This window comes from Ruegeria aquimaris (assembly GCF_025751555.1).
Classification (GTDB): Bacteria; Pseudomonadota; Alphaproteobacteria; order Rhodobacterales; family Rhodobacteraceae; genus Ruegeria_B; species Ruegeria_B aquimaris.
Map to the genome: position 1 here is coordinate 114169 of NZ_JAOWLB010000003.1, position 20117 is coordinate 134285.

Genomic DNA, 20117 nt, shown 5'->3' on the forward strand with positions numbered 1-20117 from the left:
TTTCATGCTTGGGGGCGATCCCCCTTGTTACAACGCGGCGGTGGTGCGGGCGATACGGGCAATCCCCTCTTCCAGACTCTGCCTCGCATAAGCGAAGGACAGGCGCAAATGCCCCGGCATGCCAAAGGCCCGCCCCGGCACCAGCGCCACCCCGGCATTGTCCAGCAGATAGCGGCAGAACTCATGATCGACAGACATCTGCGCGGGCGTCTTCGGAAATACATAGAACGCGCCATCCGGCAGCGCACAATCCAGCCCCGCCGCGTTCAACCCCGCAACCACCAGATCGCGCCGTGCCCGCATCTCGTCCCGCCGCTCGGCCAGCAGGTCCTGCGGCCCGGTCAGCGCCGCCAGCGCCGCCGCCTGCGCGATGGAACAGGCACCCGAGGTGATCTGCCCCTGTACCGCCACCATAGCCTTGATCAGCGGCGCCGGGCCGATCCCCCAACCGATCCGCCATCCGGTCATTGAATAGGCCTTGGACACCCCGTTCACGATCAGGGTGCGATTCGCGAGTTCTGGCACCGCCTGCACAAAGGGGGTGAAGGGCACATAGGCCAGATGCTGGTAAATCTCGTCCGAGATCACCCAGACATGCGGGTGACGCTCCAGCACCGCTCCCAGCGCCTGCAACTCGGCCTGAGAATAGATGGCGCCGGTGGGGTTCGATGGCGTGTTGAGCAACAGCCAGCGGGTGCGAGGGGTGATTGCGACCTCCAGCTGCGCGGGCGTCAGCTTGAACCCCTGATCGCCGGGACAATCCAGCACCACCGGCACGCCGCCTGCCAGCCGCACCATATCGGCATAGCTGGTCCAGAAGGGCGCGGTCGTGATCACCTCGTCGCCCGGGTCGAGCGTGGCCAGAAACGCGCCCGCCAGCACCTGCTTGGCCCCGGTCGAAACGATCACGTTGGCAGGCTCCACCCCCGCGTCAGAGGCAATCGCCGCGCGCAAGGCGGGCGTACCCGCCGTAGCCGGATAGCGGGTCTGCCCCGCCAGCGCCGCCCTGTGCGCGGCCTCGATCACGTGGTTCGGTGTCGGGAAATCCGGCTCGCCGGTGCTGAGCGCGACAATATCGGCGCCCCCGGCCCGCAACTGCGCCGCCCGTTCCGAGATCTGAACGATCTCGGACAGCTCGATTCCATCAAGCCTGCCCGCTCGCCGAAATCCGGTATCGCTGGATGTATTCATGGCCTTGCCCCATCATCAGGAGTTTCCCGCAATAGATCGCGCTGGATCATGCAAAAAACCAGTGATATTCCGGTCAAAAGCTATGAGGAAAACTCAAGTGATTGCCCCGCGCCGCTTTCTCCCCTCAATCTCGTCGCTTCTGGCGCTAGAGGCGGTCGACCGGCTGGGCAGCGCCTCGGCCGCCGCCGAGGAACTGGCCCTGACCCAAAGCGCCATCAGCCGGCAGTTGAAGACGATGGAGGAGCAGCTGGGCGTCGAACTGGTCCAACGCGACCGGGTGCGGCTCCACCTGACGCCAGCGGCGCAGGAGTATGTCCAGACCGCGCGCGCCGCGCTGACCCAGCTGGCGCAGGCCTCGCTCAAGCTCAAGGCCAACCCGACTGGCGGCACGCTCAGCCTGTCGATCCTGCCTGCCTTTGGCATGCACTGGCTGGCGCCGCGATTGCAGGATTTCGCCCGCCGCCACCCGGAAGTGTCGGTCAATCTCAGCACCCGGCTGAAACCCTTCGACTTTGCCAGCGAACCCTTCGATGCCGCCATTCATTTCGGTCGGCGCGATTGGGCCGGGGTCGACTATCTGAAGATCATGCGCGAGGAAGTGTTGCCGGTCTGCGCGCCCGCCTTACGGCAAGCCACCAACGATCCCGGCTGGCTGCTCCGCGCACCGCTTCTGCATCTCGACACTCGCCCGGATGCCTGGGAACGCTGGTTTGCAGCGCACGATCTGGCAGCGCCGGGGCTGCGCGGCATGCTGTTCGACCAGTTCTCGACCATGATCCCGGCGGTCGCCAACGGGCTGGGCGTTGCGCTCTTGCCCAGCTATCTGGTCGCGGACGACCTGACCAAAGGCCGGTTGGTTGTCGCCTGCGATGGTCCCGCCATCAGCCTGGGGAGCTACTATCTGGTCTGGCCGCAGAACCGCGCCACAGCACCACCGCTCGCTTCGTTCCGAACCTGGCTGCAAGAGGCATTCGCATAGAAGAAGGGGCGCTGCCCCTCTTGCCCTGCGGACAATTCACCCCGGAGTATTTCAACCCAGAAAGAAGCACAAATCCAACTCTGACTTCTTTCTGGTCACAAATACTCCAGGGAGTTTGAGGGACAGCGTCCCTCAACAAGCAATCGAGCGCGCCGCAGGCGCACGATTTGCTAACGTCCGGATCAGACGTCCATGGAGCGGGCGATCAGTTCTTTCATCACCTCGTTGGTGCCGCCATAGATCATCTGCACCCGCGCATCGGCATAAAGCCGCGCGATCGGGTATTCCATCATGAACCCGTAGCCACCGAAGAGTTGCAGGCATTCATGCATGATCTCGTTCTGCACCTCGGACCCGTAGTATTTCACCATCGAGGCCGTGGTGGCGTCGAGCTGCCCGGCCTCCAGCCGCGCGATGCAGTCGTTGACAAAGCTGCGCAGCACCTCGGCCTTGGTCTTGCATTCGGCCAGCTTGAACCGGGTGTTCTGGAAATCCATCACCCGCTGGCCAAAGGCCTTGCGCTCCTGAACATATTTCACCGTCTCGGCGAGGGCAAAGTCGATGGCGCCCAGCGCCATGATGCCGATGGTCAGGCGTTCCCAGGGCAGCTGTTTCATCAGCTGGTAGAACCCATGCCCTTCTTCGGGGCCGATCAGGTTGGTCATCGGCACCTTGACGTCCTCAAAGAACAGCTCGGCGGTGTCGTTGGCCTTCATCCCCAGTTTCTTGAGGTTGCGGCCCCGGCGGAAACCTTCGGCACCCTCGGTTTCGAGCGCGATCAGCGACACGCCCTTGGACCCCAGCGTCTTGTCGGTCTTGGCCACCACGATGATCAGATCGGCGGTCTGTCCGTTGGTGATGAATATCTTGGAGCCGTTGATCCGGTACGAATTGCCGTCCTTCTCGGCGGTGGTGCGCACCGCCTGAAGGTCCGAGCCGGTGCCCGGTTCGGTCATCGCGATGGCGCCCACGATATCGCCCGAGGCCAGTCCGGGCAACCATTTGGCCTTTTGCTCCTCGCTGCCATAGGCGGTGATGTAGTGCGTGACGATCGACTGGATGCCATAGCCCCAGCCCGCATCCCCGCGCGAGGTCTGTTCATAGATGGTGACCGCGTCAAAGCCCATGCCGCCGCCGACGCCGCCGAATTCCTCAGGGATGGCACCCGCCATCAGCCCGGTCTCGCCTGCCTTGCGCCAGAAGTCACGGTCGACCACGCCATTGTCGACCCAGGTCTCGATATTGGGAACCAGTTCGTCATCGAGGAACCGGCCCGCCGCTTCGGCGAACATGCGGTGTTCGTCTGTGACCCAGGCCGCCGTGCTGGAAAAAAGGGACATATCATTCTCCGATCTGAATTTGCGCTCAGGCTAAGCCCATGCCTGATTCAAGCCAATCGGGGTGACGCGGCGTTCCGGGAATGCAACGCAACGTCCTTTTACGTCAGCGCGTCACCTGGTGCCGCGCGCCCTTGGCAGGGGGCATTTCGGCGCCACCGGCAAAGCATTGCGCAATCGACATCCACTCTACTGCAATGGGTCCTTCGACCAGCAAGGACGTGTCCGCGATGTTGCGGGTTTGGGCTACGACCTGGGCAAACTCCACGGCGGGGCCGGAAATCCGGTTCTCGCCTGGTTCGCCGAAACTCCACAGCGCGCCGGACGGTGCGGTGAGGTCCAGCCGGGGCATGGTTTCCGGCACGGCCCGGCCATGCACCTTGTAGGACCACCCGAACGTGTTGACGCCGAGAACCACGATGTTCTTGACCCGGTCTGCCTCTTGCCGCCGGGCGCCCAGAATATCAAAGACCTCCTGGCCATGCGCCCAGGTCTCCATCTGCCGCGCGGTGATCGACGAGCGCACCGACATCTCGGGGCCTGCCCATTTCACCCGGCGTTTGGGGTCGAGATCCGCCCAGCGGCGTCCCATGTCGGTGTAAAGCGCGCGCCAGGCCGCGCGCAGGCCCTCGCCGCGCTCTGTGATCATCGCGTTTTCGGTGGCGCGGAAACCGTTCTTGCCAATACCGGCAAAGGTTTCCGCCAATCGGGCCTGGAACGCCGCCTCATCGGTCAGCGACAGGTCTGCCATCTGGTTCCAGAAATGCAGATGGACCAGCACGTCGTTCAGGGTCCAGCCCTTGAACTGGGTTACCGTCTCCCACTGCGAGCCGGTGACATCCGCCAGCACCGCATCCAGCGCCTCGCTTTCGGCCAGGAAATCGCCTGCCTGTTCCATTCCTAATCCTCCAATGTCGCCATCAGCCTTTCGGCGGCCTCAAGGTAGTCGCGCTTGAACTCCTGCACCACCTCGGCGGTCGAGGTCATCTGGTTCATCAACCCGACCCCCTGCCCGACCCAATAGGTGGCGAGCTCCGCCGCGCCCTGGTGCCCGCCCTGCGCCAGTTTCTCGATCCGGGCCAGCGCCGGTTCCGAGATCAGCGACTGGAACGGCATCGGCAGCGGGCTGGGGCCCTGCGCTTCCCAGGCCTCGGTCCAGGCCGATTTCAGCTGGCGCGAGGTCTTGCCGGTACGCGAGCGTGACCGCACCGTGTCGGACGACGTAGCCGCAAGCATCTTGTCCTTGACCACCTGGCTTGGCTCTCCTTCGGCAGTGGTCAGCCATACCGAGCCGCACCAGGCTCCGGCGGCCCCCATCGCCATGGCTGCCGCCATCTGCCTCCCCGTCACGATGCCACCCGCCGCCAGCACCGGGGTGCCGCCCGCGACCGAGACGACCTCGGGCACCAGCACCATGGTCGAGATTTCGCCGCAATGCCCCCCGGCCTCGCCGCCCGCTGCCACCAGGATATCGACACCGGCGGCCACCTGCCGCTCGGCGTGTTTCTTCGACCCGACAAGGGCCGCCACCGGTACGCCCGCGATCCGGGCGCGATCCAGCATGATCTGCGGCGGCGTGCCCAGTGCATTGGCGATCAGGCGGATCGGAAAGGAGAACGCCACATCCAGCATCTCCTCGGCCCCGCCGCTGTCGAGATTATGGGAGAAATGCAGCATCGCGCGGCGCCGTTCGTCCAGATCGTCGCTGCCAACTCCAGCCTGGGCCAATGTTGCCTCGACAAAGGCCAGATGTTCATCGGGCAACCCGGCGAGCAGTTGGTCGTCGGACAGGCTGCTGCCCTGCCGCTGGATCGAGGTCGGCACGATCAGGTCGACACCATAGGGCTTTCCACCGCAATTGGCGTCAATCCACTCCAGCTCGGTTCTGAGCTGCTCGGGGGTGTACATCACCGCCCCGAACACGCCCATGCCCCCGGCCCGGCTGACCGCGGCAACCACGTCGCGGCAATGGCTGAAGGCGAAGAGAGGGAATTCGATCCCCAGGTCGCGGCAAAGTGCGGAGTTCATTCGGCGGTCTCCTCGTCCTCGATCTCGATCATGATGTCACCGGCGGCAAGGCTCTGGCCCGTCTTGACATGCACGGCCCTGATACGGCCCGCGACGGGGGCGGCGATCTGATGCTGCATTTTCATCGCTTCGAGCACGGCCAGAGTGTCGCCCTTGGCGACCTGGGCGCCTGGTCCGACCGCAACCGACTGTACCAACCCAGGCATGGGCGCGGTGACACGCCCGCCGGCCTGCACGGTCTCATCCCGGGCACCGGAGCGCAGGCAGCGCACAGAAAACCGCAGAGCTCCGACCGCGAGGAACACGGCATCACCCTCGACATGGGCCATCACGTCATGGGTCGCCTCACCAATCCGCGCGCGGAACCCCGCGCCTCTCGCGGTCAGTGAAACGTTGAATGTTTCCCCTGCGACGCCGATCCGCCAGCCGTCGACAAAGGCACCAGCAGAGCAAGAGATGACATCGTCTCCAATCGCAAGCATCAGTCCGCGCGGCAACACGCGCGCGCTCGACCAACCCAGCTGGTCGGCGGCAACATGGCCTGCCAGGGCGAGGGCGGTATCACGGTCGTGTTGCATCAGAACGGCCACTGCCACCGCCACCATCGCCGGATCGGGTGCCGCTCCGGGATAGCCCTCCGGCCAGGCACGTGCCAGAAGTCCGGTTGTGGCCATACCCGCTGCAAACTCCGGCAGCGCAAGGACATCGGCCAGAAAGGCGCTGTTGGTTGCAGTGCCCAGCAAAACGCTCTCTTTCACGGCCCGGATCAGCCGGGTCCGCGCCATCTCGCGCGTGGGGCCGTGTGCGATGATCTTGGCCAGCATCGGGTCGTAATGGGGCGAGATATCCTGCCCCTCATCGATCCCCGCATCGACCCGAACACCACCCCCTGTCGCCGGTTGCCAGCGCAGCACCGGGCCTGTCGCGGGCAAGTAGCCGTTAGCCGGATCCTCGGCATAGAGCCGCACTTCGATCGCGTGCCCGTCGAGCCGCACATCGTCCTGCGCAAGCGGCAGCGCCTCGCCCTGTGCCACCCGGATTTGCCATTCCACCAGATCAAGACCGGTCACCATCTCGGTGACCGGATGTTCGACCTGGAGCCGGGTGTTCATCTCGAGGAAATAGAACGCGCCCGAAGCATCGAGCAGGAACTCCACCGTGCCAGCCCCGCGATAGTCGACCGCGCGTGCGGCGGCCACGGCCGCCGCTCCCATTTCAGCTCGCAACTCTGACGTCATCACCGGACAAGGCGCCTCTTCGACAACCTTCTGGTGGCGACGCTGGACCGAGCAATCCCGCTCGCCCAGGTGGATCACGTTGCCATGCGCATCGGCAAAAACCTGAAATTCGACATGGCGCGGCTCGATGATGGCCTTTTCAAGGATCAACTCGTCGGACCCAAACGCGCCCAGCGCCTCGGACCGGGCGCGCGCCAGCGCCTGCGCCAGCGCATCGGGGCGTTCGACCAGACGCATGCCACGCCCGCCGCCGCCCGCCGCCGCCTTGACCATCAGGGGGAAGCCGATCTGTTCGGCCGCGCGGGTCATCGCACCGTCGGACTGCTCCGCCCCCTCATAACCCGGCACGCAGGGCACACCGGCGGCGATCATCATCCGCTTGGCCCCGGCCTTGTTGCCCATCGCCGCGATGGCGCGGGCATCGGGTCCGACAAAGACCATCCCGGCCTCGGCCACCGCCTGCGCAAAATCGGCGTTTTCGGACAGAAAGCCATAACCCGGGTGGATGGCGCCCGCGCCGGAGCCTCGGGCCGCGTCGAGGATGCGCCCTGCATCAAGGTAGCTCTCTCCGACCGGCCCTTCACCGATCCAGACGCTCTCGTCGGCCAGGTCCACATGCGGGGCGCGGGCGTCAGCACTGGTGTAGACGGCCACCGTGCGCAGCCCCATTGCGCGCGCGGTACGGATCACCCGCGCCGCGATCTCGCCCCGGTTGGCGACCAGTATCGTGTCGAATGCCATGGTCTCAGCCCTCCGCCCAACGGGGTTTGCGTTTTTCGAGGAATGCGGCAATGCCCTCGCGCGCCTCTGCCGAAAGCAGTGCCGAAGCGAACGCCTCGGCCGCCGATTGCCGTTGGTCATTGCGTGACTGGTACGACAGCCCCGAGAGCTGCCGCTTGATCATGGCAACGGCTTGAGGTGCGACCGGGGCCATGGCCCGGCGCAGATCATCCAAAGCCGCGTCCATGCCTCCTGCGGGAACCAGCCGGTCAGCCAGCCCGATACCGCGTGCAGTGTCTCCGCCGACGCTTTCGCCCGACAGCATCAGCCGCCGCGCCGTCCGCATCCCCAACCTGGCCACCACAAACGGTGCAATCTGCGCCGGTGTCAGGCCCAGCCGCACCTCGGACAGGGCAAAGTGCGCGGTTTCCTCGGCCAGCACCATGTCGCCGCAACAGGCAAGGCCCAGGCCGCCGGCCATCGCCGCGCCTTCGACCGCCATGACGGTGAACTGCGGCAACCCGGACACGGCGTCGAACAGGTTCGCCGCTTGCAGGCTTAGCGCGACCACTTCGGCATGACCGGCCTCGCCCTGCATCACAGCCTGGAACGCCTTCAGGTCGCCCCCCGCGCAAAACACACCGCCGCGTCCGCGGAAAACTACGCCGCGCAGGTCGCTGCCCTGCAACGCCGCACACAGGGTCAGCAGGTCACTTACCCGCGCCGCCGTCAGCGGGTTGCGCGCCTGCGGTTCGTTTAGCCAGACGGTTAGCCAGGATTCCGTCTGCTCCAACTCGTAGTGATTTGACACAGGAAGCATCAGAACCTCGCCACGCCATAGCTGCCCGGCTTGACCCGGCGCGCCCGCGCCTCGCGCACTGTTTCAAGGCAAAAGCCGAGCACCCGCCGTGTATCGCGCGGGTCGATCACCCCATGGTCCAGGCACCGGCCCGAGGTATGGAACGCGCCCGCCTGCCGGTCGAAATGCGCCGCGATAAGCGCCGATTGCTTGGCCAGACGGTCTTCGTCGATCTCCTCGCCTTTGCGTTTGGCGCCTGCGCGCGCCACCATCGCCATGGTGCCCGCCGCCTGCTCGCCCCCCATGACACCGGTGGTCGCATTGGGCCAGGCGAACAGGAAATCGGGTTCATAGGCATAACCCGACATCCCATAGTTGCCCGCCCCGAAGCTCGCCCCGATATAGAGCGTGATGCGCGGCACATCGACCGAGGTCACGGCCTGAATCATCTTGGCCCCGTGCTTGATCATGCCCGCCTGTTCATAGGCTGTTCCCACCATGTAACCGGTGGTGTTGTTGAGAAAGATCAGTGGCGTGTCGGATTGCCCGCATAACTGGATGAACTGCGCCGCCTTGGTGGCGCCCGCCGGGTCGATTGGCCCGTTATTGCCAATGACCCCCACCGCGATCCCGTTGATCGCCGCCTGCAAACACACGGTCGAGACACCGTAGCGCGGCTTGAAATCCCGGAACTCGGACCCGTCCACGATCCGCGCCACCACTTCGCGCACGTCATAGGGCTGACGATAGTCGGTCGGCACCAGCCCCGCGATATCCTCGATATCATAGCGGGGCGCGGCGAATGCGCGTTCGGTGCGTGGCGGCAGCGTCTTGTTCCAGTCAATCGCGGCAATCACCTCGCGGGCCATCTCGATACCATGCGCGTCATCCTCGGCCAGGTATTCGACGAGGCCGCTCGTCTGCGCATGCATCTCCGAGCCGCCCAGATCACGGTCGTTTGCCACCTCGCCCGTCGCTGCATGCACCAGGGCGGCACCCGCAAGGGCGGCCATGCCGTTTTTCTTCACACCGACCACATAATCGGCCAGCCCCGGCATATAGGCACCGCCCGCCGTTGACGGCCCGTGCAGTACGGCGAGGTTCGGAATACCCGCCGCCGACAACCGGGCCAGATTGCGGAACAGCTTGCCACCATTGGCCCAGAATTCGACCCGGTACTCCATCAGGTTGGCACCGGCACTCTCGACCAGATGAACAAAGGGCAGTTTCTGTTTCAGAGCAATCTCCTGCGCGCTCAGGAACGCCGCCCCCGACATTTCAACCATCGCGCCCGCCTTGATACCGCTATCGTCGACCACGATCATGCAGCGCACCCCGGCAATGAAACCGATGCCGACAATGATCGAGGCGCCAGGCACCGATTTTTCGGGGTTGGAGGTGTCTACCATGTAGCCGGCCAGACTGTGCAGTTGCAAAAACGGCAACGCGGGGTCGAGCAGGCGTGCCAGCCGGTCGCGCGGCGTGATCTGGCCGCGCGCCTCCATCCGCTCGCGCCGTTCTTCGGACAGCGCCACGGGGCGCGCCTCGAGCGCGCGCAACTGGTCGATCAGCGCCAGCATGTCGGCGCGGTTGCGGGCATAGGTTTCGCTTTCTTTCACAACCTGGCTGACAAAGCCCATAGGTTTCTCCGCTTCATGCGTTCGGGATCAACCCGGCCGGGATGGCAACCGGCAGGGACAGGAGTTCCTGGGCAAAGGCCTTGCCCTGCGGGTCGTTGCGCAGGCTGGCAACGCCACCGCCGCCCAGAACCGCTGTCATCACGATGTTCATCGAATGGGTTCCGGGCAAGTAATACCGGTTGACCTGGGCGGGAGATTTTTCGGCGAAAAACCTCTGCACCACCCCGGGCGTAAGGGCCGCCCAGATATGGGGCATATACGCCGGGTTGCGGGCGATCACGCCGATATTGGCGCTGTCTCCCTTGTCGCCGGATCGCGCCCAGGCCAGGTCCTCGAGCGGGCGTGAAACCATCTCCACCCCGTCTTCGGCGGGCTCCGGCTCTTGCAGATCCGCCAGAGCAACATCCCACAGCGGCAGATCCGGCGCATCATACACCACCTCGGCCCCCTCCAGGGTAATCTTGCAGGTGAGCGCAGCCGCAGGGATCAAGCAGGAGAACAGCGCCACCACCGGCGACGGTTTCGGGCGCCCGCCCCCGGTGAAGAAATGCAGACCTGGCGGCGTGGCCAGTGCCGCGCCAACCAGTTCCTTTAGAAACAGACCCACCGCCCGAGCATCGTCATGCCGGACTGCGGCCTTGAACGCGATTTCTTCGGTACCGGCATCGCCGTGTCTTCCACCAAAAGCTTCGAAACAGACCTCGCGATACTCCGGTGCGCCAAGCGCATTCAACCGCGCCCGCGCGCGGTCCAGCCCGGCCTGTGCGAAAGCGCGCGCCTTGTCACGCGCCGCACGCCCGGTCATCTGGAACACCATGCCGCCGCGATATCCGTCGGCCCAGGTCACCGAGACCTTGAGCCGCCCGGTCGGCGCCTGTCCCCGTGCGCCCGAGACTCTGACCCGTTCAGGACCATCCAGCGCGAGCGTCACTCCGGTGAAATCGCAAACCACATCCGGCAGCAGATAAGCGCGCGGATCGCCGATCTCATAGAGCATCTGCTCCCCCACCGACGCGGGCGAGACGAGGCCGGTGGTCCCCTCGGGCTTGGTCAGGATGAAACCCCCGTCCGCTGAAACCTCGGCGATCGGATAGCCGATCCGCGCGATATCCCCAGCCGCTTCCCAATCGGTGAAGTTACCGCCGGTGGACTGCGGGCCGCATTCCAGCAGGTGCCCGGCAAGCGATCCCGCCGCCAGCAGGTCGTGCGCGTGCATGTCCCAATCAAAATGATGGATACAGGCCGCCAGCGTCAGAGCGCTGTCCGCACAACGCCCGGTGATGACGATATCGGCCCCGGCCCGCAGCGCGGCCACCACCGGGCCCGCGCCGATATAGGCATTCATCGAGGCGATGCGCTCCGCAGGTGGCATCGCCGCACCGGTGAACATCTCGGTGCAATTGGAAAACTCGGCCAGGCGCACCATCAGGTCGTCGCCCTCGACCACCGCCACCTTGAGCGACAGCCCAGCCGCAGAGATCTTCTCCCTCAGGGCCGCAGCACAGGCAGCCGGGTTGACGCCCCCGGCATTCGACAAAACCCGCACGCCTCGTGCGGCGATAGAGTGCAGGTTCCGGCCCATCGCCTCGGTCACGAAATCACTAGCGTATCCCTGCGCGGGGTCCTTCAGCCGCGCCCGCGCCATGATCGACATGGTGATCTCGGCCAGGTAGTCGTAAACCAGCACATCGACCCCGGCGTCGAGAAGTTGCGCCGTGGCATGCGGCGCCTCGCCCCAGAAGCCGCTGGCCCCGCCAATCCTCAGCACAGCTGTCACGCCACGTCCTTTCCCGGTCATCCCAATGGACACTTTACAGACCGTTCGTTCTGTTTTTAAGCTGCCTCCGACCGAAGCCCTGGTCAATGGAAAAACCCGTGACGTGGCGGAACATGAGCGACAACGACAAACCCACCCCGCAAGATCAGCGCTCGAAGGCGATGCAGGCCCGGATCATCCGAGCGTCGATCACCTGCCTCGACCGGCTCGGCTATGCCGAAACCACCTTTGCCCGCATCCAGGCCAAGGCGGGCGTGTCGCGCGGGGCGATCACCCACCACTTTCCAACCCGGCAGGCATTGGTCGCGGCCACAGCGATGGAACTGCTGGCCAAGGCATTGGGACCCGTCGAACGCCGCGCCGCCAATGCCGATCAGCCCGAACCGGTGCGCGCATTGATCACCCGCGCCTGGGGTCAGGTGGTGAACTCGGCCGGCGGGCGGGCGATGGTGGAAATCCTCGTGGCCTGCCGGACCGACAAGGAGCTTTATCACCTGCTGGAGCAACGCCTGCACGACTGGGACGCGCAAAGCCGCGCCTCGATCAACCGGGCCTATCGCGGATCGGGTGCTGATCCGGACGACGCGGAACTCTTGTGGAGCATGACGCGGAACTTCCTGCGCGGCCTGGTCCTGCATGACAAGTTTGTATCGGATCCCGCCTACCTCGCGCGCATGGTGGATCGGTTCGCAGGCCTGATAGAAACCCAACTGATCCCCCTGCCCGCAAAGGACATGCCATGACCTGCCCCTCTCCCTTCATGACCCCCGAACGCGAGGCCTATCGCAGCACGCTCAAGCGGTTCTTCGACACAGAGGTGAAACCCCATGTCGAAGATTGGGAGGCCGCGCAGGCCGTCCCCTGGAGCTTGCACCAAAAGCTTGGGGAGATGGGCGTGTTTGGCTTTGGCGTGCCCGAGGAATACGGCGGACTGGGGTTCGACGATGCATTCATGCGGGCCGACTATGCCGAATTGGCCTTTGGCTGTGGCGCCTCTGGCGTTGCGGCGGCGGTGGGCGGGCGGTCGATCTCGATCGGACCGATGGTCCGGTTCGCCCCCGAAGAGTTCCGTCGCACCATCCTGCCCGAGATCGTACAGGGGCGGATGAACTCGGCGCTGGCGATCACCGAGCCAGGCGGCGGATCGGACGTGGCCAGCCTGACCACGCGGGCTGAACGAGTGGCAGATGGATGGGTATTGAACGGGGCCAAGGCCTATATCACCGGGGGCATGGACGCCCAATGGTTCGTGGTGGGCGCCCGCACCGGGAGGCCGGGCCTTGCCGGTATCTCGCTCTTCCTGATCGAGGCGGGCACGCCCGGTTTCACCCGCACCCCGTTAGGCGGCAAGATGGGCTGGCACTGTTCGACGCAGGCCATGCTGCATTTCGACGATTGCCGCGTCCCCGCCGAGGCGCTGATCGGACCGGAGAACAAGGGTTTCATCGCGATCATGAACAACTTCAACTACGAACGCCTCGCCATGATCGCCGGCGGCTTGGGCATGATGCGGGTCTGCTATGACGCCGCGCTGGATTGGGCGCGCCAACGCAAGACCTTTGGCAAGCGGCTGATCGAACACCAGGTGATCGCCCACAAGTTCGCCGAGATGTCGGCGCGTATCGACATGACCGAGGCCTATCTGGAACGCATCTGCTGGGCGATAAACCAGGGTCTGATGCCCAGCGCCGAGATTGCGAAGGCCAAGGTACAGTCGACCAAGGCGCTGGAATTCGTGGCGTCAGAGGGCATGCAGATCTTTGGCGGTGCCGGGTATCTCGTCGGTAATCCGGTGGAACGGGTCTGGCGCGAGGTCAAGGTGATGGCAATCGGCGGCGGTTCCGAAGAGATCATGCGCGATCTCGCCGTGCGCCAGATGGGGCTGGCGGGGCAATAGCCGCCCCGGCGCTTTGGGCGCGGCGACCGCCGCGCGGAGGCACATCGCGACCCCGTGGCCGCCACGCGGCAATAGCCCCGGACATGAGCGCGCACCCCAACTGAAAAACGCCAATCCCGAAATACGCCCGGTTACACTGCCGCAACAACCATCCAAAGCCGAAGCCAGATGCCTCGTCGGAAAACCGGAACAGATCTTCCCGCACCGTTCTTGCAACGATTGGTCATACTGGAGGACAAGCTGGTGGAAAGGTCGGGCTATCCCTTTGACCTGCCCTGGGTGACCGGGCAAAGCTTCGAGCTTCGCTTCACGACCCCCGTTACCATAATCTTTGGCGAAAACGGCACAGGAAAATCCACCCTGATCGAAGCGATAGCGGCGCTGAGCGGTTATGACGAGGCGGGCGGCGGCAAAGGCTATCGTCCGGTGGATCATTCGAACGCCATCGACAAGAGCGGAGCGGAACTCGCCGAAGTGCTCAGGGCCGGGTGGTTGCCAAAGGTCACGAACGGGTGGTTCTTCAAGGCGGAATCGTTCTTTTCGGTGGCACGGTACTTGGACGCCGCCGCCCGCGAAAGCGGCGCCGCAGCGCCCGATTTCCTGTCCTGGAGCCATGGAGAGGGATTTATCCGGTTCTTCGAAGAGCGAATGTCACGGCAGGGCATTTACTTCATGGACGAACCGGAAAGCGCCCTTTCCCCGAAACGGCAACTGGAATTGCTGCGGATTCTGCATCGCATTCAGGCTCAGGCCAGTACACAGGTGATCATGGCGACACATTCACCGATCCTGATGGCTCTGCCGAACGCGCGCGTGCTGGAGATTACCCGACACGGGATCGCCGATGTCGACTACCGGAACACGCAGCATTTCAAACTATATCAATCATTTACAGAGAATCCCGAAGAGTTTATTGCCGAGGCCGTCCTGAACACGGATCACGCCCGGATCTGATGCGCGATCCGGGCATGGTTCACTCGGGCATGCGGGAGGAACCCGCCCCTCTGTCAATTCGACACGTAGCCCGCCACCACCTGCAACAATTTGAACGCGGTCGCGGCATCGTTTTCGACCACGGCAAGGAACTCCTCCTCGCCGATGCGCAGACAGGTGATGTCGGTTTCAGCCACCATGCTAAGCGCGCGCGGCACCTTGCGGATCAGCCCCAGTTCCCCCACCAGTCGGCCCGGCCCGACGGTAGCGATCAGCTGATCCTCTTCACCTTCGCGGGGGAGATAAAGACCGGCCTCGCCCTCGATCATCATATAGGCACCGTCGGTCGGTTCGTCGTCCTTTAGGAACACCGCTTCGCCCGCCTTGGCGCTGTACCAGCGTGCGCCAAAGGCCAGCAGCCGCAGCTGCCGCCGGTCGAGACCGGAGAACAGCGGCGTCTGTTCCAGCGCCCGCAGCTTGCGGGTCAGATCAGCCGAGGCCACGCTGTCTTCTTCCTGCTTTTGCGGAACCTCTTCCGTCACGATCCTGCCCCTTTGCACTTCGATGAAGAAATCGAAGACCGCGGGGTTCTGGAACCCGTCGTTCAGATAGATAATCGTGGTCTCCGGCAAGAGTGCGCGCAGGTTGCGATAAACCGCGATCTGGGTCTGCATGTCGTAACTGGCCAGGGCCTGGTCCAGCACCAGGATATCGGGGCGCTTGATCGTCGCGCGGGTAAAGGCAAGCGGCTCGGCGAAGATCGCCGGAACATTCTGCCCGCCCAAGGCCACCGGCACATCATAGATCAGCTGAATCACCATCGGCTCCACGCCATGGTCGGTCAGCACGTCCGCAATCAGCTTGCGCAACTCTTCCGCCCTGGCGCCCCCCACTTCGCTGACCTTGCCGAACAGAGCGTTTTCCAGCACGTTCAGGCCAGGTGCAAAAGCGTCCGGCTCCAGTGGCGAGAACACATCGTCAAGGCTGTTCATCAGCTGGGCGGAGTGGGTCTTGCGCAGTTCGAGAATTCGCTGCTTGATCTCATCCGAAAAGGCCGGGCCGATCTGATCGGCCGATATCCGGAACGGCACCGCCAGCAAACTGGCGAGTTGGGAATCGTCCAGCGCCTTGGCGCCATCGGATCGTGTTTTTTCCACCAAGGTCAGGGCCGTCTCATAGGTCCGGGCCTCAAGGTTCAGCTTGCGGAACAGCGGATGGTCTGTCCCGTCAATACCAAAGATCTGGCGCAGCATGTCGATGACATCCTGCGTCAGACCCACAAGCGTCTCGTCCAGACCGATATCCCGGATCTGGGCCAGAAAATCGGTCTGCCCGGCCAGAACCTCGGGTGTGAAGGGTTCTCGCGGGGTGGCAAACAACAGGTTCTCGGCCACCGGCAAGGCCGGGTTGTACTGATCGGGGTCAAAGAGATAGGCCTGTCCCGCCAATCCCGCTCTCTCAACCGCCTCCTGCACGACCGGGCGCAGCGCGACCAGCCGGGCCGCGAGGTCGGGGTGATCTTTCTCCAGAAAGATCTGCTCGGCCCCGCGCCGGAACAGCGCCGCCCCTGACCCGAGGCCCTCGACCAGCTTCAGCCACCACTCTCGCAACCTCGCGGCATCGTCGAACCCCGCCAGCCCTGGCTCCAGCCATTCGCTGTGATAGGCATCGGGACTGTTACCTGCCCGCAGGGTCTCGTCATGAAAATGCGGATCCTCGGAATCGCTCTGGGGCCGCACCCGCATGGGCATCATCACGTTGTCGCCAAAGGTCCCCTGAAACAGGATCGGACGCGAGGTGGCATGTCCGATACGCGATGCAACCACCATCTGGTGAAGGTCAGAAAGGTTGTTTTCGCCGATCAGAACCTTGCCGCTGGCTGGCAGAACTTCCCGCGTCAGCAGTTCCGACAAGGCCCGCCGGTCCTGTTCGCTGGGCGCCGCGATTCCGATCACCTTGCCGCCGGGCAAGGTGACATCCAGATCGTCCAGCACCAGATTGCCGTCGCCATCACGAACGGAAACCTTGTCCAGCGCGATATCCCCCGTCAGGCGCGGACGCTCCTCGGGAAAGCCATGAAACTTCTCCTCGTCCACCATGCCGGGCGGGGCAAAGCGATCCAGAATGACATCCCAGCGCAAGGACATGTCCTGCGCCTGGTTGTAATAGGCCAGCAGTTCCTTCCAAGGGCTCGACAGATCCTTGTAAGCAGCCAGAGCCGCAACCAGAGCCCCCAGCGACACCTGCCCCTGCAACACCAGAAAGCCGCCGATCGAATAGAAGAAGAAAGGTGTCAGCTGACCAATGAAGTTGTTCACGAATTTCATGAAGAACTTCTTTTGGTAGATATCGAAGCGGATCAGGTACAGGCGGCCAAGCTGATAGCTGAGCATGGTCATCCGCCATGGCCAACCGGCATTGGCCCGCAGCGTTGCGGCACCCGAGGCGTTTTCGCCGATCTGGGCGGCCAGCACCCGGACTTCTTGAATACGCTTCTTGTTGAGCAGGTTGATCTGGCGCTGCATGCGCGGGATCAGCCAGGCCTGTAACGGGATCAGCGCAACGGCGGCCACCCCGAACCAGAAACTTTGCAGGAAGAGGAACGACAGAATCGTGATCATCTGGCCAGCTTGCAGAACCGGCTGGCTGATCATGTCCCCCATCAAACCGCCCATCGGCTCGCTTTCGGCGGTGACCATCGACACCAGTTCCCCCTGGCTGACACGCTCGAAATAGGGCTGAGGGAACCTGAGAATACGGGTGATCAAAAGATACCGGAAGCGGCGCAGCATCCGTTCGGACATCACGCCTTTCATCGTGTTGATCTTCATCTTCATCAGCCCGTGGGCCAACACCGCTATCAGGAATGCCGCGCACAGGATGGCAAGATAGGTCACCTGATCGAATGTATAGCCCCAGACCTCGATCGTGGGAGAGGCCGCGCCGATGGCATCGTTGATAATCCGCTTGGGCAGTTCCAGCGTCAGGTACAGAAGCGGAAACAAGGTCGATGTCACGGCCAACAGAATCAATTGGTCGCGCTTTGAATGCTTCCATATAAACTGGAACAATGTACGTTCTATGGCTCCGCCCCCCAGAAAGCGTCGCAAAAATTGGTCGCGGCAGGGCGCTGCCACCGCAAGCATCTCACAAGGCTAGCGCGCCAGCCAATGGACTTGCAACGGATTTCACGGTGAAAAAAGCCCCTTGCAGTGTGAACGAGTTCATTTTGCAGCGCGGGATTATTGCGCTAAGCTTCTGCTTGGGGATGAAATGGAGGACGCTCTGTTGCCAGTAACGATCGGCACGGTTTTCTTGTTGCTTGGCCTTTTGCAGGTCAAGCACATGTTTGCCGACTTCTTTCTGCAAACGCCCAAGATGCTGTCCGGGCGGTGCAGTTACTGGCACATGGGCCGAGCGCAGCACGCATCGGTACATGCCATTGGATCGATTATCGTTTTTATCATAATGGGGGCGCCGCTTGGCTTCCTCGGGCTGATCGTTGCGCTGGAATGGCTGGCGCATTTCCACATTGATTTCGGCAAGGGCTTCTACTCGGACCGCAAGGCGCTGCAACCCAATCAGGCAAAGTACTGGCATGCGATGGGATTTGACCAATTCCTGCACCAGTTGACCTATCTCGCGATGGCCTGGGCCTGGAGCAGTTTCGCGCATTGACCCAGCGCCATCCGCCCTTCCGCCAAACATCCGGCCCGGAGCAGCCGACCATGACCTTGAACGTTCAGTCGATATGGGCCTGTGCTGGGATGTCGGTCGCCCCGCTCAGCGACGCAACCCGCCGGGCGGCAAAGGCCGGCACCGGCGCGGCATAGCCTTTCAGGGCAATCGGCTCCAACGGATCGTAGACGAAACCGTCCAGTCCGGCGGCGTCGCGGGTCTCGCGATCGACCAGAACCTGATCCGGCGCCGCCTTGGAACACAGTCGCGCCGACAGATTGACCGTCGAACCCAACACGGTGAAATCCATCCGGTCGCGCGCGCCCATGGCGCCCATGACCACCTCACCCGAGGCGACACCGATCCCCACATGCAAGCCGTGTTCGGGATGCTCTTCCAGCAACTGCACCATGGCCTCGGCGATACCGACCGAACATTCGACCGCGCGCCCCTCCATGCCTTCGCCTTCGAACACGGCCACCAGGGCGTCGCCGACGAACTTGTCGACATCGCCCTTGAACCGTTCGACCAGCTCGGTCTGCACGTCGAAATAGCTGTTCAGCACCTCGATCACCGTTTCCGGCGGTACCCTTTCAGAGAACTCGGTATAGCCCCGGATATCGGTAAAGATCACCGAGACGCGGCGGCGGCGGCCGCCACGCTCCATACCTGTCCGCTCGGCGTTCTGGATCGCCGACATGGTGCTGTGAGAAACGAATTTCATCAACTCGACCCGTTCGCCCAGATGCGCGATCATCCGGTTGAACCGCTGGGCGAGATCCCCGATCTCGTCGCGCGAGCGCACATCCTCGACCCGGGCGCTGAAATCACCTTCGCCCACCTTCTGCGCGATCTGCCCGATACGCAGGATCGGCCGGCTCAACCGTCGGGCAAAGATAAGCGCCCCGGCGGTCGCGGCGGCAAACCCGATCAGGCCAACCATCAGGATCTGGCGGGTTATCGCATTGACCACGGCATAAGCGTTGTCTTCGCTCAGTTCCGTGATCACGGCCCAGGGGAACCAATCGGGAAAGGCATAGGCCCCCAGCATCGCGGTCCCGTCGGGGCGTATATAGGGCTCCAGCGCATCGGCCCGCGCCCCCGCCACGATCAGCGGCAGGGTCGACGCAACGATCCCGCGCTGGATCAACAGCTCAGGCGTATCGGTCAGTACCCTGCGCCCGGCCTGATCCACCACGGTTATCTCGCCCCGTTGCGCGAAGGGATGCCGCTCCACGGTTTCGGACAGCAGCGACAGGTCGATCTTGGCGGCCATCATGACCTGGCGACCGGCGATCTTGGTACTCAGCGGCAGCGCCAGCGTGGCGATCCAATCCCCTGTGGCCTCCAGCCGTGAGATGACCGGGCGCCCGAACTGCCCGGTCTCGGCGATCGCCTTGATCAGGTCAGGTGGCGTGGCCAACACCTGCACCGGGTCCAACCCTGCGGCGACCAGCCGGTTCGCAAACCCTTCGTTGGTTACCATGATCGGCAGATCGGAGCCTTCGACCGACAATTGCAGGGCCGCCACCTGGCTAAGCTCTTGCAATCCCAGCGTCAGCAGCGAGATCTTTTGCGGCACCCCCAGATCAGCGCTGTCGATACCATTGCGGATCACCATCAATGGGGTCAGCCAGCGCCCCTGGAACGTGTTGTCGAAAGTGCCGCGCAATTCGGCCGCGACCGTTGTCAGATCCTCGTTGGCGGCGCTCTTCAGTTCGTCGCGGCTGAGCTGGGTCAGGTTCTGCCCCACCAAGGCCAGCGGCCCCACGGCCAGCAGGACGGCAAACACGAAGAACTTGAGGCGCAGCGGGAATCTCATTTTGCCCAACCTATCGCAATACTTGTTAACAGTCGCGCCAAATCAGGCGGTGTCATGCCCCAGAAAACTCCGGGGCGC

15 protein-coding genes are annotated in these 20117 nt (G+C 63.7%); 5 read left to right on the forward strand and 10 right to left on the reverse strand.

Annotated elements, in window-relative coordinates:
* Positions 1 to 27: 27 nt before the first annotated feature.
* A complete protein-coding gene (locus OE747_RS05685; protein ID WP_263827640.1) occupies positions 28 to 1191 on the reverse strand; it encodes a pyridoxal phosphate-dependent aminotransferase in 1164 nt (387 codons plus the stop codon).
* Between the two features lie 97 nt (positions 1192 to 1288).
* Here OE747_RS05685 and OE747_RS05690 point away from each other — a divergent pair, with 97 nt between their 5' ends.
* Positions 1289 to 2170 (forward strand): LysR substrate-binding domain-containing protein, encoded by an 882-nt coding sequence (locus tag OE747_RS05690; RefSeq protein ID WP_263827919.1) that lies wholly within the window; start codon positions 1289 to 1291, stop codon positions 2168 to 2170.
* Between the two features lie 182 nt (positions 2171 to 2352).
* Here OE747_RS05690 and OE747_RS05695 read toward each other — a convergent pair whose 3' ends face one another.
* From OE747_RS05695 to OE747_RS05725, 7 genes are all read right to left on the reverse strand, one after another.
* Positions 2353 to 3510 (reverse strand): acyl-CoA dehydrogenase family protein, encoded by a 1158-nt coding sequence (locus OE747_RS05695; RefSeq protein ID WP_263827641.1) that lies wholly within the window; start codon positions 3508 to 3510, stop codon positions 2353 to 2355.
* Between the two features lie 103 nt (positions 3511 to 3613).
* Complete coding sequence (locus OE747_RS05700) at positions 3614 to 4405, reverse strand: TIGR03084 family metal-binding protein (RefSeq protein WP_263827642.1); 792 nt, start codon at positions 4403 to 4405, stop codon at positions 3614 to 3616.
* Between the two features lie 2 nt (positions 4406 to 4407).
* On the reverse strand, positions 4408 to 5535 hold the full coding sequence (locus OE747_RS05705) for an NAD(P)H-dependent flavin oxidoreductase (protein WP_263827643.1): 1128 nt from the start codon (positions 5533 to 5535) through the stop codon (positions 4408 to 4410).
* Positions 5532 to 7514 (reverse strand): ATP-binding protein, encoded by a 1983-nt coding sequence (locus OE747_RS05710; protein WP_263827644.1) that lies wholly within the window; start codon positions 7512 to 7514, stop codon positions 5532 to 5534. The genes OE747_RS05705 and OE747_RS05710 overlap by 4 nt, the downstream gene beginning before the upstream one ends.
* Positions 7515 to 7518: 4 nt before the next feature.
* Positions 7519 to 8313, reverse strand: coding sequence for an enoyl-CoA hydratase/isomerase family protein (locus OE747_RS05715; protein WP_263827645.1), 795 nt, complete (start codon positions 8311 to 8313; stop codon positions 7519 to 7521).
* Positions 8313 to 9932 (reverse strand): acyl-CoA carboxylase subunit beta, encoded by a 1620-nt coding sequence (locus OE747_RS05720; protein WP_263827646.1) that lies wholly within the window; start codon positions 9930 to 9932, stop codon positions 8313 to 8315. Before OE747_RS05720 ends, OE747_RS05715 begins: the two co-directional genes overlap by 1 nt.
* A gap of 13 nt (positions 9933 to 9945) precedes the next feature.
* Positions 9946 to 11730 carry an acyclic terpene utilization AtuA family protein gene (locus tag OE747_RS05725; RefSeq protein WP_263827647.1) on the reverse strand — a complete coding sequence of 595 codons (1785 nt, stop codon included), beginning with the start codon at positions 11728 to 11730 and terminating at the stop codon, positions 9946 to 9948.
* Positions 11731 to 11822: 92 nt separating this feature from the next.
* Here OE747_RS05725 and OE747_RS05730 point away from each other — a divergent pair, with 92 nt between their 5' ends.
* The 3 genes from OE747_RS05730 to OE747_RS05740 all read left to right on the forward strand — a co-directional run bounded on the left by OE747_RS05730 (position 11823) and on the right by OE747_RS05740 (position 14560).
* Complete coding sequence (locus OE747_RS05730; RefSeq protein WP_263827648.1) at positions 11823 to 12452, forward strand: TetR/AcrR family transcriptional regulator; 630 nt, start codon at positions 11823 to 11825, stop codon at positions 12450 to 12452.
* Complete coding sequence (locus OE747_RS05735; protein ID WP_263827649.1) at positions 12449 to 13606, forward strand: acyl-CoA dehydrogenase family protein; 1158 nt, start codon at positions 12449 to 12451, stop codon at positions 13604 to 13606. The genes OE747_RS05730 and OE747_RS05735 overlap by 4 nt, the downstream gene beginning before the upstream one ends.
* A 210-nt stretch (positions 13607 to 13816) precedes the next feature.
* Positions 13817 to 14560 (forward strand): AAA family ATPase, encoded by a 744-nt coding sequence (locus tag OE747_RS05740; protein ID WP_263827650.1) that lies wholly within the window; start codon positions 13817 to 13819, stop codon positions 14558 to 14560.
* Positions 14561 to 14613: 53 nt separating this feature from the next.
* Here OE747_RS05740 and OE747_RS05745 read toward each other — a convergent pair whose 3' ends face one another.
* The gene (locus OE747_RS05745; RefSeq protein WP_263827651.1) at positions 14614 to 17685 is read right to left on the reverse strand and encodes a cyclic nucleotide-binding domain-containing protein; all 3072 of its coding nucleotides are present in this window, start codon (positions 17683 to 17685) and stop codon (positions 14614 to 14616) included.
* Between the two features lie 127 nt (positions 17686 to 17812).
* Here OE747_RS05745 and OE747_RS05750 point away from each other — a divergent pair, with 127 nt between their 5' ends.
* Positions 17813 to 18217 carry a DUF3307 domain-containing protein gene (locus tag OE747_RS05750; RefSeq protein ID WP_263827652.1) on the forward strand — a complete coding sequence of 135 codons (405 nt, stop codon included), beginning with the start codon at positions 17813 to 17815 and terminating at the stop codon, positions 18215 to 18217.
* 64 nt (positions 18218 to 18281) lie between these two features.
* Here OE747_RS05750 and OE747_RS05755 read toward each other — a convergent pair whose 3' ends face one another.
* Positions 18282 to 20039 (reverse strand): adenylate/guanylate cyclase domain-containing protein, encoded by a 1758-nt coding sequence (locus OE747_RS05755; RefSeq protein ID WP_263827653.1) that lies wholly within the window; start codon positions 20037 to 20039, stop codon positions 18282 to 18284.
* Positions 20040 to 20117 lie beyond the last annotated feature (78 nt).